This is a genomic window from Allosaccharopolyspora coralli, assembly GCF_009664835.1.
Taxonomy (GTDB): Bacteria; Actinomycetota; Actinomycetes; order Mycobacteriales; family Pseudonocardiaceae; genus Allosaccharopolyspora; species Allosaccharopolyspora coralli.
Genome location: NZ_CP045929.1, coordinates 3,518,998 through 3,532,299, shown reverse-complemented (window position 1 = coordinate 3,532,299; position 13,302 = coordinate 3,518,998). Strand labels below are relative to the sequence as shown.

General features: G+C 67.2%; 14 protein-coding genes. 13 read left to right on the top strand and 1 reads right to left on the bottom strand.

Translation table 11 applies throughout. The annotated features are described in order from the left end of the window. Positions 1 to 36 precede the first annotated feature (36 nt). From ftsW to GIY23_RS16445, 8 genes are all read left to right on the top strand, one after another. Positions 37 to 1,422: a putative lipid II flippase FtsW gene (gene ftsW, locus GIY23_RS16480; protein ID WP_228717335.1), complete on the top strand. Its 1,386-nt coding sequence runs from the start codon at positions 37 to 39 to the stop codon at positions 1,420 to 1,422. Then, the gene (murG, locus tag GIY23_RS16475) at positions 1,419 to 2,561 is read left to right on the top strand and encodes an undecaprenyldiphospho-muramoylpentapeptide beta-N-acetylglucosaminyltransferase (RefSeq protein WP_154077475.1); all 1,143 of its coding nucleotides are present in this window, start codon (positions 1,419 to 1,421) and stop codon (positions 2,559 to 2,561) included. The genes ftsW and murG overlap by 4 nt, the downstream gene beginning before the upstream one ends. A 95-nt stretch (positions 2,562 to 2,656) precedes the next feature. Next, positions 2,657 to 4,036 carry a UDP-N-acetylmuramate--L-alanine ligase gene (murC, locus tag GIY23_RS16470; protein ID WP_267313257.1) on the top strand — a complete coding sequence of 460 codons (1,380 nt, stop codon included), beginning with the start codon at positions 2,657 to 2,659 and terminating at the stop codon, positions 4,034 to 4,036. 157 nt (positions 4,037 to 4,193) lie between these two features. Continuing rightward, a complete protein-coding gene (locus tag GIY23_RS16465; RefSeq protein ID WP_228717333.1) occupies positions 4,194 to 4,820 on the top strand; it encodes a cell division protein FtsQ/DivIB in 627 nt (208 codons plus the stop codon). 228 nt (positions 4,821 to 5,048) lie between these two features. Then, positions 5,049 to 5,495 (top strand): YbaB/EbfC family nucleoid-associated protein, encoded by a 447-nt coding sequence (locus GIY23_RS16460; RefSeq protein WP_154077473.1) that lies wholly within the window; start codon positions 5,049 to 5,051, stop codon positions 5,493 to 5,495. Between the two features lie 58 nt (positions 5,496 to 5,553). Further along, positions 5,554 to 5,808 carry a hypothetical protein gene (locus GIY23_RS16455; protein ID WP_187351919.1) on the top strand — a complete coding sequence of 85 codons (255 nt, stop codon included), beginning with the start codon at positions 5,554 to 5,556 and terminating at the stop codon, positions 5,806 to 5,808. Positions 5,809 to 5,846: 38 nt separating this feature from the next. After that, positions 5,847 to 6,842, top strand: a complete 996-nt coding sequence (locus GIY23_RS16450) for a DUF6346 domain-containing protein (RefSeq protein ID WP_154077471.1) — start codon at positions 5,847 to 5,849, stop codon at positions 6,840 to 6,842. 64 nt (positions 6,843 to 6,906) lie between these two features. Beyond that, positions 6,907 to 8,238, top strand: a complete 1,332-nt coding sequence (locus GIY23_RS16445) for a WXG100 family type VII secretion target (RefSeq protein WP_154077470.1) — start codon at positions 6,907 to 6,909, stop codon at positions 8,236 to 8,238. A 68-nt stretch (positions 8,239 to 8,306) separates the two neighbouring features. Here GIY23_RS16445 and GIY23_RS16440 read toward each other — a convergent pair whose 3' ends face one another. Next, positions 8,307 to 8,573 carry a hypothetical protein gene (locus GIY23_RS16440; protein ID WP_228717332.1) on the bottom strand — a complete coding sequence of 89 codons (267 nt, stop codon included), beginning with the start codon at positions 8,571 to 8,573 and terminating at the stop codon, positions 8,307 to 8,309. 133 nt (positions 8,574 to 8,706) lie between these two features. On the opposite strand from GIY23_RS16440, the gene GIY23_RS16435 reads away from it, so the two are divergent. The 5 genes from GIY23_RS16435 to GIY23_RS16415 all read left to right on the top strand — a co-directional run bounded on the left by GIY23_RS16435 (position 8,707) and on the right by GIY23_RS16415 (position 13,180). Then, on the top strand, positions 8,707 to 9,564 hold the full coding sequence (locus tag GIY23_RS16435; RefSeq protein WP_187351918.1) for a helix-turn-helix domain-containing protein: 858 nt from the start codon (positions 8,707 to 8,709) through the stop codon (positions 9,562 to 9,564). Positions 9,565 to 9,721: 157 nt separating this feature from the next. Continuing rightward, positions 9,722 to 10,180, top strand: coding sequence for a hypothetical protein (locus GIY23_RS16430; protein WP_154077468.1), 459 nt, complete (start codon positions 9,722 to 9,724; stop codon positions 10,178 to 10,180). Continuing rightward, on the top strand, positions 10,177 to 10,710 hold the full coding sequence (locus GIY23_RS23435; RefSeq protein WP_154077467.1) for a DUF3558 family protein: 534 nt from the start codon (positions 10,177 to 10,179) through the stop codon (positions 10,708 to 10,710). Before GIY23_RS16430 ends, GIY23_RS23435 begins: the two co-directional genes overlap by 4 nt. An 11-nt stretch (positions 10,711 to 10,721) precedes the next feature. Further along, complete coding sequence (locus tag GIY23_RS23250; protein WP_154077466.1) at positions 10,722 to 12,416, top strand: PPE domain-containing protein; 1,695 nt, start codon at positions 10,722 to 10,724, stop codon at positions 12,414 to 12,416. Beyond that, a complete protein-coding gene (locus tag GIY23_RS16415; protein ID WP_154077465.1) occupies positions 12,353 to 13,180 on the top strand; it encodes an ESX secretion-associated protein EspG in 828 nt (275 codons plus the stop codon). Before GIY23_RS23250 ends, GIY23_RS16415 begins: the two co-directional genes overlap by 64 nt. The last annotated feature ends 122 nt before the right edge of the window (positions 13,181 to 13,302 follow it).

The window sequence follows — 13,302 nt, the reverse complement described above, 5'->3', positions numbered from 1 at the left end:
GGTCGCGACGGTGGTTCTCGCGATCGCGACGGTCTGGTGAGTCGCGGCCGTGAGGGCGGGCTCTCCCTCGTCTCGGCGTTGACCGCGTGGCTGACCCGGCCGCTGGCCTCGTTCCACCTGCTGCTCGCGGTGTTCGGGCTGCTGACCGTCTTCGGACTCGTGATGGTCCTCTCGGCGTCCAGTGTGGACTCTTTCAGTCGGGACGGGACCTCCTACAGTGTGTTCGTCAAACAGCTGGCCTACGTCGGTGCGGGACTCCTGCTGTTCTACGGCGCGCTGCGTATGCCGCTGCGCCTCCTGCGCCGCTACAGCCTCCCGCTGTTCGGCGTGTGCCTGCTGATGCTCGCGCTCGTGCTCTCGCCACTCGGGACACGGCTCAACGGCGCGCAGAGCTGGTTCGTCGTCGGCGGGGTGTCCTTCCAGCCGGTGGAGTTCGCGAAGGTGGCGTTCGCGCTGTGGGGTGCCCACGTGCTGGTCACCAAACGCGGACTGCTCACGCAGTACCGCCACCTGCTGGTGCCGGTCGTTCCGGCGGCGATGCTGATGTTCGCGCTGGTGATGCTCCAGCCCGACTTCGGCTCCACGGTCACGCTGTTCATCGTGCTGATCGCGTTGCTGTGGTTCGTGGGGGCGCCACTGCGCATCTTCGGCACGCTCGTGCTGGGAGCGGTCACCGGCGGTGTCGTGCTCGGCCTGATCGCCGACTACCGGGCGGAGCGGATCACCTCGTTCCTCGACCCCTCGGCCGATCCGACGGGCAGCGGGTATCACGCCCGGCAGGCGATGTTCGCGCTCGCCGACGGCGGACTGTTCGGGCGCGGGCTCGGGCAGGGCTGGTCGAAGTGGCAGTACCTGCCGAACGTGCACAACGACTTCATCTTCGCCGTCATCGGGGAGGAACTCGGCTTCATCGGCTGCGCGGTCGTGTTGAGCCTGTTCGGCACCGCGGCCTACGTCGGCATGCGGATCGCCTTCCGCAACACCGACCCGTGGATCCGCCTGGTGTCGGCGACGTTGACCACGTGGCTGGTCGGGCAGGCGGCGATCAACATCGGCTACGTGGTGGGCCTGCTCCCGGTGACCGGCCTGCCGCTGCCGCTGATCTCCTCGGGCGGGAGCTCGGTGGTCACGGCGATGCTGGTGTTCGGGTTGCTGGCGAACTTCGCGCGGCACGAGCCGGAGGCGATCGCGGCGCTGCGGTCGCTCGGTCCGGGCAAGGTGGGCAAGCTGTTGTGGTTGCCCGCTCCGCAGCCGTACCGGCCACCGGTGCAACGCAAGAACCCACGACCTCCGAGCCGTCCCGGAGACCGAGGTGGCCGACCTGGGGGTGATCCGCGAACACGGGGTGCTTCGCGAGCTCCGGCGCCGCGCGGGCAGACTTCCCGTTCGGGACGGACACAGACACGAGGAGGACATCGGTGAGCGGGCAGCAGACACCCGGTGGGTGGCCGGAGCACGCGGGACAGCCGCCTGCGGGGCGAGCGCCCTCGGTGGTGGTCGCGGGAGGCGGCACCGCCGGGCACATCGAGCCCGCGCTGGCGCTCGCGGACGCCGTGCGTCGGCAGCATCCGGGCGCCAGGGTGACGGCGTTGGGCACCGAGCGTGGGTTGGAGAACCAGCTGGTCCCGGCGCGCGGATACCCGTTGGAGCTGGTGCCGCCGGTGCCGATGCCGCGCAAGGCGAGCCCGGAGCTGTTGAAGCTGCCGCTGAAGGTGCGCGAGTCGGTGCGCAGTACGCGGGAGGTCCTCGAGCGGGTGGGCGCCGACGTCGTCGTCGGATTCGGCGGCTACGTTTCGTTGCCCGCTTACCTGGCGGCTCGGGGGAAGACCCCGATCCTGGTCCACGAGGCGAACGCTCGCGCCGGCCTGGCGAACAAGATCGGTGCCCGATTCGCGGAGCGGGTGCTGGCGGCGGTGCCGGACACGGGGTTGCCGAAGCAGGAGACGATCGGTATTCCGTTGCGTGAGTCGATCACGTCGCTGGATCGGGCCGCGCTGCGGCGCCAGGCCCGGCAGCATTTCGGGCTGCACCCGGAGGCACCCGTCGTGCTCGCCTTCGGCGGTTCGCAGGGCGCGCGCACGCTGAACACCGCGTTCTCCGGTGCGGCCGAGGCGTTAGGGCGAGCCGGTGTGGGTGTCCTGCACGCGCACGGACCGAAGAACACCGTTGCGGTGCAAGAGGTTCAGGGCGCGCCGCGTTACATCACGGTGCCGTATCTCGAACGCATGGACCTCGCTTACGCCGCGGCCGATCTGGTGGTGTGCCGTTCGGGGGCGATGACGGTCGCGGAGGTCTCGGCCGTCGGTCTGCCCGCCGTGTTCGTCCCGCTGCCGCACGGCAACGGCGAGCAGGCGCTCAACGCTCAGCCCGTGGTGTCGGGCGGAGGTGCGAGACTGGTGGCGGACGCGGACTTCACCGTGCAGAAGGTGGTCGACGAGATCGTGCCGCTGGCGGTCGATTCGTCGTCGTTGCAGGCGATGAGCCGGGCGACGGTGGGCAGCGGGCACCGTGAGGCGGCCGACGTCCTCGCACGGATCGCGTTGGAGGTGGCAGTCAAGTGAGCGCCAACCCGTCCGGCGTCGACGTGTCCCGACCCTCCGCGGAGCTGGACGCGTTGCTGGCCAGGGTGCACCTGGTCGGCATCGGCGGCGCCGGAATGAGCGGCATCGCACGGATCTTGCTGGCTCGCGGCCGACAGGTCTCCGGATCGGACGCGAAGGATTCGCGGACGGTACTGGCATTGCGCGCCCAGGGTGCGGAGATCGCGCTGGGACATCAGGCGCAGAACCTGGACCAGTTCGCCGACGCGGACCCGTCGGCGATCGTGGCGTCGACGGCGATCCGGCAGGACAACCCGGAGCTGGTGGAGGCGCAGCGTCGGGGCGTCACGGTGCTGCGCCGCGCGGAGGCGCTCGCGGCGTTGATGGCCGATCACCGGGTGGCGTGTGTGGCGGGCACTCACGGCAAGACGTCGACGACGTCGATGCTCACGGTCGCACTGCAGCACTGCCGAATGGATCCGTCGTTCGCGATCGGTGGCGACCTCAACGAGTCCGGGGCGAACGCCCATCACGGCGACGGTGGGATCTTCGTCGCCGAGGCCGACGAGAGTGACGGCTCGTTCCTGGTGTTCGCCCCGTCGATCGCGGTGGTGACCAATGTGGAGCCCGATCACCTGGATCACCACGGCACCGTCGAGGCCTACACGCGTGTGTTCGAGGAGTTCGTGCAGCGGATCGAACCGGAGGGGGTGCTGGTCGCCTGTGCCGACGATCCGGGCGCCGCGCTGCTCGCCGATCGCGCGGAGGCGGACGGTCTGCGGGTGCGCCGCTACGGGCATTCGGTGACCGGCGTCGGCGATGCGCGCATGGTCGGCTACCGCCCGGAGCACGAGGCCGGGGTGGCGACGGTCGAACTCACCGGTGCGGACGGCAGCGGCCCCATCCGGGTCGACGTCTCCGTGGCGGTGCCGGGTGAGCACATGGCGGGCAACGCGGTCGCCGCGCTGCTGGCGGGGCTCGAACTCGGTGCCCCACGTGAGGAGCTGCTCGACGGCTTGGCCGCTTTCGGTGGTGTGCGGCGACGTTTCGAGTTCAAGGGCCGTGCCGAGGGCGTGCGCGTGTACGACGACTATGCGCACCACCCGACGGAGGTCGAGGCGCAGCTGCGGGCGGCGCGTCCCGTGGTCGGCGACGGGCGGCTCGTCGTGGTGTTCCAGCCGCACCTGTATTCACGGACGGCGGCGTTCGCGGAGGAGTTCGCGACGGCGCTGGGGTTGGCCGACGAGGTCGTGGTGCTCGACGTGTACGGCGCGCGGGAGGAACCGCAGCCGGGTGTCACCGGCGAGATCATCGCGAATTCGGTGCCACTGTCGACGGATCGGGTGCATTTCGAGCCGTCGTTGACGGACGCGGGACCGAACGTGGCGTCGCTGGTGGGCGCCGGTGACGTCGTGATCACGATGGGTGCCGGTGACGTGACGATGCTCGGGCCGGAGATCCTCACCGAGATCGAGCGGGCGTCGAATGGCGCGTAGCGGACGGGGTCGCGGTACGGACCGGGGCAGGCGTTCCGGTCCGGACCGCACTCGTGGCCGTGCGGGACGCACCCGGAGGCGGGACGAGACGGCCGACGCCGACGACTACGGGAGGCCTGTCGCACCAGGTCGCCGTCGTCGCTGGATCGTGCCTGCCGTGCTCACGGTCGTGACGGCGCTGGTGCTCGTCGCCTACTTCACGCCGGCGTTGAGCGTGCGTTCGGTCGAGGTGCAGGGTGCCACGACGGTGCCGAAGCAACAGCTGACCGAGCGTGCGCAGGTGCCGATGGGACGTCCGATGTTGCAGGTCGATTCGGACGCGATCGTGCAGCGTCTCCGTGCGAACCCCTCGATCGCGTCGGCGGACGTGTCGCTGTCGTGGCCGTCGACGGTGAGTATCGAGGTGACCGAGCGGACACCGAAGCTGTACTCGATGGATCAGGGCATGGCTCGGCTCATCGACGGTGAGGGTGTGGGCTTCACGAAGGTGCGCCAACCGCCGCCGGACCTTCCGGAGTTGCGGGTGCGCGGCAAGGAACGCGATGCGGCGGTCGCGGCGTCGTTGCGGATTCTCGAAGCGTTGCCGCCGGACGTGCGTGCCGAGGTGACGGCCGTGATCGCCAACGGCCCGAACAACGTGAGTCTCGACCTCGTCGGGAACCGTCGCGTGGAGTGGGGATCGACGGCGGATTCCGCCCGGAAAGCACAGATTCTGCCGCCGCTGCTGACACGTGATGGCACGCTCTACGACGTCACCACCCCGGCCTTGCCCACCGTCGCCTGACGGTGATGGTCGCGCGAGACAAGGCGGCAGCGCCCTCAATCTTCCGTCCTACTTCGTGGGACGAGCGACGATTGTGACGGCTCTTGAGCCGGGGAAATATGGCTTCTGTCTCATTTCGGGGCCGTGCTGACTCCTGCTCTGCGTTCGTTACCTACGTTTGGCCCGCTGAGCGCGAGCACGTTGGTAGCGTTTCGCTCACTGTGCTCCGGCAGGGATGCTCGTCGTCCCGTGTCCGGTGGCGCGACGCTGCGGGGATGCGAGGAACTGGTGGCGTCGCCGCAGGAGTGGCTGGATTCGCTTCAGCAGCGGGCCGACGAGATGGTGCAACAATCTCAGCAGTTGCAGGCGCAGCTTCACGAACTGGCCGAGACTGCTTCGGACGGTGGTGTCTCAGTCACCGTAGGTTCCAACGGGGCTTTGAAAGACCTGCAGCTCGATCAGCGTTCTTTGCGACGGGGACCGGAGGAACTGCAAGCGACAATCTTGCGGTTGGCACGTGAGGCTCAGGCACGCGTGGCGCCCAGGGTGGCGCAGATCGTTGAACCGGTGACGGGAGCGTCTGGAGCGGAGTTCCTCCGCTCGCAGCTGCCCGCCGATGTCGAGGCGGATCGCGACGTCGGAGCGGATCAGGCCGACGACGACGGTGACGAACAGCCGGAAACGTTCCTTCGCTGAGTGAGGTGTGCAGATGTTTGGGGTTGTCCGTGAGTCGTTGAGCCAACATTCGGACTGGTTGACCGAGTTCGCGGACAAGGTCGCACAGATCGGAGAGAAAGGCGGAGGTGTCGAGTTCGGTACCGAGACCTTCGGGCTGGTGGGGCAGATGTTCGCCACGGAGGCGCGTCAAACGTCACAGCAGGCGGCGGAAGAGATCAAGACGTTTTCAGAGCGGACGAAGACTCTCGGAGATGAGGTCAGCGCGTGCGGGCAGGACTACGCCTCGACCGATGACCAGAACGCGCAGTGCCTTGGACAGATCCAGTGGTGAACGAGGGGGAGAATTCCGCGCCGGGTACGCGGAATGAGATGCATCAGGTGATCGGGCCTGGGGCGAGCCCTTTGAAGGAGCCGATCGAGCCGTTCGAGCGCGTGGGGCGAGCGGGACGTGTCACGCACGTTCTCACACAAGTCTTCGTGCGGGTGTTGTTGGCATTGATCATCATGACGGTGTTGTCAGGAACCGCGATGACCTCGATCGACGGTTCTGTCCGGAGGGTGGGCACCGCAACGGCCGTCGACTGCACGAGAATCGGGCCGGTCAGCACTTCCGGGCTTGGTTGGTGGTGGCAGTGCGACGGCGTGATCACGTGGGAGGACGGCGCGCGAGAGCAGCATCGCTTTAACGGTTTCATGCTCACGCCGGCCGACATCACGCAGCCGGTGGCCGTGGAGTACCGGGACGGGAACGGCATGTCCGGGGCGGTGTCGTTGCGAGATGCTCCGTACGGCGCGTTCGGGTACGCGTTGTTCGTACCGTTGGTGGCCTTGTGGCTGCTCGGGTTTCGGGTTCCGGGCGTGCCACCCATGGGCAGTGTCGAACGGGCTGAGCGACGCCGCCGGTTGCGCTTGTCGGTCTGGACGCCGTTGGTCGCTCCGATGGGTTGGGCCTTGGTGGTTTCGGGCGGCTTGGGCACTGTCGAGATCGGAGGTGCCGGACCCACTTTGGTGATCATGGTTGGCTGCCTCTCGTTGGCTGGGGGTGCGCTCGTCACCATTGACCGCCGACGCCGAGGCGTCCGTGAACCGGGTATGTGGGATCAGCCGAACATCACGTTCGCGAGGTTCTACGGAGCGTTGTTCTCGACTGTCGCTGTGCTTGCGGTGTTTTTCGCGTGGCCGGACGGCGGTGCGGGTTGGCAAGCGTGGGTGTACGCGGCGTCGTGGCCTGGTCTTTTCGGGGCGTTCGGGGCGCGCTTCTTGGTTGTCGCGGCGAGGCACAAGAGGAATCTGCCTGAGGACTCGGCGAGCTCGACTGGGGAATCGGCCACCGTCGACGCGAGCCGGTCGTCTTCTGGGTCGTAGCCATCGAGTACAGCACCTACCGGACCAGGTTGTTCACCCAAGCTGAAAGGATCAGGGCTTCGACATGGAATGGATCGTCGATGTCGACGCGTCGGCCCGCGGGTCTGGCGCGCATACTGCCGGATCGGGACTGGTCGATTCCGCCCGCGCAACCTGGGAGGCTGCCGGGAGCGAAGACTGGGGTGAGTTCGCTGCCAGTGGCGGCGTGTTGGCGTTGGATGCGATGGTCACCGCGATCGATCCGATCGGCGCCGCGTTGGCAGCTGGCGTGGGATGGTTGATCGAGCACTTTGGTCCGTTGCGGGAACTGCTCGATTTCTTTGCAGGGGATCCGAACGCGATCGCGGCGGGTGTTGAGACCTGGAACTCGGTGAAAGAGGAGTTGCAGGCGTTGGCCAAGGAATTTCCCGGCACGGCGGAGCAGCAGACGAGCGACTGGTCCGGTCAGGCCAAAGACGCCTATTCCAAGCAGATCCAGACTTACGCCGATGGGCTGGAATCTCTGTCGATCAGTGCGGGTACGGCATCGTCTACGTTGGCGACGGCGGGCACGATGGTGGCAACGTGCCGGGCCATCATCCGCGACATCGTCGCTGCGATCGTCGCAGAGCTGATCAAGGGAGCGCTTGCTGCCTTGGCTGGTTCTGTCGTCAGCTTCGGTGCGACGGTCGCAGGTTATCTCGCCTACGCGGCCGGTCGGATCGGAATGACCGTCGCGAAGATCACCGCGAAGATCAGTTCGCTGCTCGCGAAGCTCGGGAAGGCGGGTGCACACCTGGCGAAGGTGCTCGACGACATGGCGAAGGTCAGCGCCAAGGTGGGCGCCGACCTGGTGACCTCGGGCGCGAAGACGGTCCCGGCCAATTCCACGGTGGGCGGTGCGACCACCGCGGCCGGCCAGGCAGCGGCGAAGGCCTCGGACGGTGCGGCGTCGGCTTCGTCGGGCGCAGCGAAGGTGTCGGAGGGCCTCGTTTCTTCCTCGGAAAGTGTTGCCGACGCGGCGCGTGGGCTGGGGCGTGGTTCCGAACAGCTTGCCGGCAGCGGGCTCAACCGGATCGTGGGTGCTGAGGACGCAGGCCGAGCGGTCGCGGAAGGGGCAGGTAAGCGAGCTCAGGATTGGGTGCAACGGACGGGCCTGTTCAATGGTGCCGACGGCGCGCAGGGCGCGGCCCGTATGGACCACGTGTCCAATGTGGTTAATCCGGAGAGTGTCGCTGCCCGGGCAGCATTGGGCGCGAACCAGTACCACGAGCAGAACTACGATGACACGAGCGGTGACAACGCCTCGACCTATGACGGGTACAACCGGCACGGTCAGTACACCGGGGAGCACGGCACCGACGGCTGGTACGACGGGACTTACCGGATGGAAGGTACGTTGCCCGACCCGAATTAGTCGCGGTCTTCCTTGCATGGTGCGATCTGTGGCGTTTTCGGACGGTCGAGTGAACCGGTGCCTCCCGTTCATGGCCACACCAGGTGCAGGGGAGCGGCCGTGGAGAACAGGTGATGTGCTGACGCCGCGGACTGGAAGCTGCCGTGTGCACCGCCGTCGGGGTGCACCACGGTGGCATGGTGGGGAAAGGACAGTCCCCAGTACTCGACGTTCGCCGATCGCCGGTGGTCGATCGCCCGGCACAGTGCGAAGAGTGTCGGAGCTTCTTTGCACACGAGCGTGTGCAACACGTCGAGGTAACTAGTGTGGCTCGGCGGACCCCAGTTGTCGTTCATGATGCTCTCCTTCCGCTCGAAAGGGCTCTACTTGCATGTTAGGGACTAACCGTTAGTCTCAACAGGGCACGATCAGGTAGTGATCGCCGAACCGGGCAGGGGAGCGGGCACACTGAGCCGGAGGAGGCGCGTGGTGATCGACAGCGTGGACCCGGTGGCGTTGCGCAAACGTGTGGGCGCGGAGTTGCGTCGGCACCGTGTGGGAGCAGGGCGCACCGCCAGTGAGGCCGCGGACGAACTCGGCTGTTCGCGGGGAAAAATCAGCCAGATGGAGGCCGGGCTCTACCGGCTGCAGCACCGGGACGTGCGCGATCTGCTGCTGTTTTACGGTGCGGTGCAGGCCGACATGGACGCGCTGGTCGAGAACGTGCGTACGTCGGGCAAGCCCAGCTGGTGGGCGCCGTACGCCGAGGTCGTCGAGGACCGGTTCGCGTTCTTCCTCGGCTCCGAGGGCGACGCGATTCGCGAGTTCGTCTACGAGCACTCCGTCGTCCCGGAGCTGCTTCAGACCCCGGAGTACGCGACCGCGTTGACCCGAGCCCAGAACCGTGTTGCCGGGGACAAGCACGATCTGGTCGCCGAGCTGCGGATGGTACGACAGCAACGCCTACACGGTCGTCGGCCTTTGGCGCTCGACGTGGTCGTGGAGGAAGCGGCGCTGCGACGGCCGATCGGGGGACCCGAGGTGCATCGGGCGCAACTTGAGCGACTCGTCGAGTTCTCCGGTCTGACGAACGTGAGCATCCAGATCCTGCCGACTGCGGTCGGCGCACACGCCGGTATGGACGGCAAGTTCGTCGTGCTCGAGTTCGAGCGGTACAGCCCCGGCGTGTACCTCGAAGCCCATCCGGCAGTGGGGACTCGGTACGACGTCGACGACGCTACTCTGTCTGCTACGCATCTCGATATCGCGGCTGCGCTGCAGAAACAAGCGTTGTCGCAGCGCCAGTCGGTCGCGTTCGTCCGCGACCTGCTCGGGGAGCTGGGGTAATGGCGTGAGCGCGCCGTCGGACCTCGCCCGCGAGTACTCCGAACGGGTGTGACGGCCGTCATGTTTCGTTTTGGGGAACCGCCTGTGGGGCCGCTGCGTCTGCCGATAAGGTTTGTCTGGTTTGGTGAGAGTCCTGGCTGGGGAGAGTGAGGCTGCGATGGCCGAGATGGCAGGCGAGATCGGAGCATTCGGTGCTGGTGCGGCCGCCGGGGCGGCTGTCGGTGGCTTCGCGGGTGCCGGAGAGGCGCTCGGCGCGGCGGGAGCGAAGACTTCGCAGCTGAAGGAGCAGGTCGCCTCCGGTGCACTGCGGATCGACCCGCAGGTCGCCCTCGAGGCAGCGAAATACTGCCGCGACCAAGCGGAAGAGGTGCAGTTCTTACTTGAGGATTATCGGCAGATTGCAAACCTTGAGGGGCTCGGGGACTACGACACGTCAGTCGCGCTGACTCATCATTTCACTCAAAAGGCCAAGCAGGACGAGGGTGGTGCATTGGCCTTGCTTGATAGTCTCCAAAGAGAAATGATCGAGCAAGCTAAGCTTTTCGAAGAGGCTGCGAAGGATTATGAGTCGCGCGATGAGCAAATCGGCGCGGACCTTGGGAAGGGTGTTCAGTGAGTTTGTTTGCGCGACTTGCGGGTGGAGTGCTCGCGTCGGCAGCTTTGTTTGCCGTTGCGTCGTGTGGTGTATCTGCAGAGCCCGATGAGGCTCCTCAGTCCGCTGCTCCGTCTGAGAACGCCCTGTCTGCGTTGGATCCTTGTAGCGTGGTTCCTCCAGAGAAACTGGAGTCACTCGGGTACTCCAGCAGTGGTCGTCCAGTGAATCAGCTTGAGTCAGAACCGGGGTGCCGATACCGAGGTGAGGATGCGTCACTGCGCGTGTATCGGAATGCCGAGGAAACTGTCGACTCATACAGTCAGTCTCGATCATGGGAAGAATACGCGCCGGTCAACGTCGGCTCGCGTGAGGCGAGGCGAGCTTTGACCGGAGAGGACAAATCCGTCGGTGGTGTTTGCTCTCTCGTGATCTCTTCTGGCGGTGGGATAATCCGTTTGGACGGTACTCGCAACGACCCGACCGAAAACTTCGATGCGTGTGGTGAGCTTGAGCGGGTTGCTCAGGCCATTGAGTCGGACCTTCCGAAATAGCTGGGGGAATCATGGGTTTATGGGACACCATCTCCGACACGGCCCAGGACGTGAAGGCCGGGCTCATCGGCGGGGAGACGTCCGCGCAGGAGGAGGCACGCGAGCGTTCCGAGGCGGCGCAGGAGCACGGAGTCGAGGAACGGGAACGGATCGCGCAGGAGAGTCGGTCGCTCGAGCGCGGGGTGAGCGAGTTCGACCCGGCCTCGATCTCCACGTGTGAGAACTGGGCGGGCTACAGCCACCGCGAACTCTTCGACCGAAACCAGAAGCTCAACGAGGGCACGGCCAACGAGACCGCCGAGGCGTGGTCGGGTTTGGCCGGTGCGCTCCGCGAGATCGGCGGCAGCTACGCCAGCGGCCTACAGCAGAAGGTCCGTGGCGGCTGGGAAGGTGAAGCTGCGGACCAGGCCGCCGCTGTCGGCGACCCCTTGTCCCGGTGGATGGACAGCAGTTCGGACGCGTTCGAACTGACCGGCAACAAGGTCCGAGAAGCCTCCTCCGCCGCTGGGCAGACCAAGCAGATGGTTCCCGAACCGGAGGGCCACAACTACGCCCGCACCGCGGCGAACGTCGGTGCCGGAGCAGTGGTTCCGATGGTGGGCCCGGTGCTCGCAGGCGCCGATGCGGTCTCGCAGATGCGGGAACGGCAGGAAGCCGAACGCGGCGCGCAAGAGACGATGGGACGTGTGCTCGGCTCGACGTACAACAACGTCGACGCGCAGATGCCCGCGTACCAAGACATTCACGGCAAACCCGCGCCGCCTCCGCCGCCACCCCCGCCGGCGTCGATCAACCCACCGCCGCCGCCCGTCGATCCGGGCACGGTCGGTGGTTCGGGTGTGGGCGGTTCCGGTGGCGGCGCTGGCGGTGTCCAGGGTAGTTCCGCCGTCGGTACCGGTCCGAACCTCTCCGGTGGTCCGGCAGGCAGCAGCTCCGCGTGGGTGCCGGGTGGCTCCGGCGGCTCGGGAGCAGGCGGTTCGCCGATCGGACAGGGTCCGGGTGGTAGCGCCGGTTCGGGTGGCCCTGGTGGTGTCGGCGGCGTCTTCGGACCCGGCGGGGCCGGTGGTGGCCGAGGCGCCGGCGGCGGCCGCGGCGCGGGCGGCGGCCGCGGCGCGGGCGGCGGCCGCGGCGCGGGCGGACTCGGTGGTGCCGGACGTGCCGGGGGCGGAGCGGTGGCGCCGGTCGCGTCGGCGGTGGCGCCGCGGGTGGAGCCGGTGGCGCCGGTCGCGTCGGCGGTGGCGCCGCTGGTGGAGCCGGTGGCGCGGGTCGCGTCGGTGGCGGCGCGGCCGGTGGAGCCGGTGGTTCCGGTCAGCTCGGAGCCGGCGGACGCGCCGGAGTCGGCGGCATGGGCGGTGGTGCCGGTGGCGCAGGCGGCGCCGCTGGTGGCGCGGCCGGTGGTGCTGCAGGCGGTGCCGCACGCGGCGGTATGGGAGGCGCCATGGGTGGTGCCGGTGCGCGCGGCCAGGGCGGCGACGAGACCGAACACGAGCGCCCGAGCTGGCTCGAAGAGCAGGACGACATCTGGCTCGACGACATGCCCAAGACGGCCCCGCCCGTTTTCGGGGCCTGAGCTCAACCAGTCATGGCCGGGTGTCGTACGGAAGACACCCGGCCATGACAACAGAACATCGGGGAGGATCTGGTGGGCCTCGCAGGCCGTTGGCAGCTTCATCCGCTGCACCTGTATCTCGTGCGGTATTTCCTGAAGCTGGATGATCTCGTGCTGCCGCTGGAAGGGCCGTCCTACGGGCGCACGACCCAACAGGTCGGTGAGATCGCGCAGCGGGAGTACCCCACGATGGAGCAGCTCGGCATCGTGGTCGCCGACGAGATCGACACCGAACTCGCCGAGGCGCTCACGGTGCTCACCAAACCCCATTACTGGGTCGATTCCCTGTGGTTTCCGCGGCTCGACAGTGACCACATGTGGCGAACCGTCGCCGTGATCACCGAAGGCGACCGCGTCGTCCTCGGTGTGCAAACGCCCGGCGAAACCGAACGGCACGGCGGCACACTCACGGTCGAGATTCATGAGAATATTCCCCTTCCGCAGGTTCTGCTACCGACCCTGCCGCCGGCGCCTCCCGGTAACCGGGGCGTGGCCAAGGTCCCTGTCAGCGCCTTTCAGCAACGCATGCGACAGTCCGATGAGGACGAAGGTCACGACAGTTTCATGGAGTCGGCGACGCGGCGACGCGGCAGTAGCGGAGAGCAACAACTGGCCCTGTACGACGCCATCGCGGATGCCCAGCACGTCCGGGCGGGTCAGATCGCCGCGAACCTGCGCGACCGCAACGGGAAAGTGAACCGGTCCACGGTGCTGAAATGGTTCGACAACGTTCAGCCCGACGGCCGCTACCTCGACCATGTCGAAGGAAGCGCCACGGGTGAGCAGTTGATGGCCTTCACCCCTGCCGACGCGCGACTCATCGGCGCGAAGATCAACGACCTCGTCTCCTCCGTTCGGTGACCCTCGACCGGCACCGACCTTCGGTCGTCCGAATTTCCCAAGAGGAATAGCTGACGGCATTTACGGAATCAGGAAGTCTCGCAACTGCGTCGAGCCTCGCGCTTCATGTCTCTCGCGTTCGA

Excerpts from the sequence above, each read along its gene's own strand:
- GIY23_RS16440 (WP_228717332.1), bottom strand. The coding sequence starts at position 8,573 with ATGAACGACAACTGGGGTCCGCCGAGCCACACTAGTTACCTCGACGTG.
- murC (WP_267313257.1), top strand. The coding sequence starts at position 2,657 with ATGAGCGGCATCGCACGGATCTTGCTGGCTCGCGGCCGACAGGTCTCC.
- GIY23_RS16430 (WP_154077468.1), top strand. The coding sequence starts at position 9,722 with ATGGCCGAGATGGCAGGCGAGATCGGAGCATTCGGTGCTGGTGCGGCC.
- GIY23_RS23250 (WP_154077466.1), top strand. The coding sequence starts at position 10,722 with ATGGGTTTATGGGACACCATCTCCGACACGGCCCAGGACGTGAAGGCC.
- GIY23_RS16450 (WP_154077471.1), top strand. The coding sequence starts at position 5,847 with ATGCATCAGGTGATCGGGCCTGGGGCGAGCCCTTTGAAGGAGCCGATC.
- GIY23_RS16445 (WP_154077470.1), top strand. The coding sequence starts at position 6,907 with ATGGAATGGATCGTCGATGTCGACGCGTCGGCCCGCGGGTCTGGCGCG.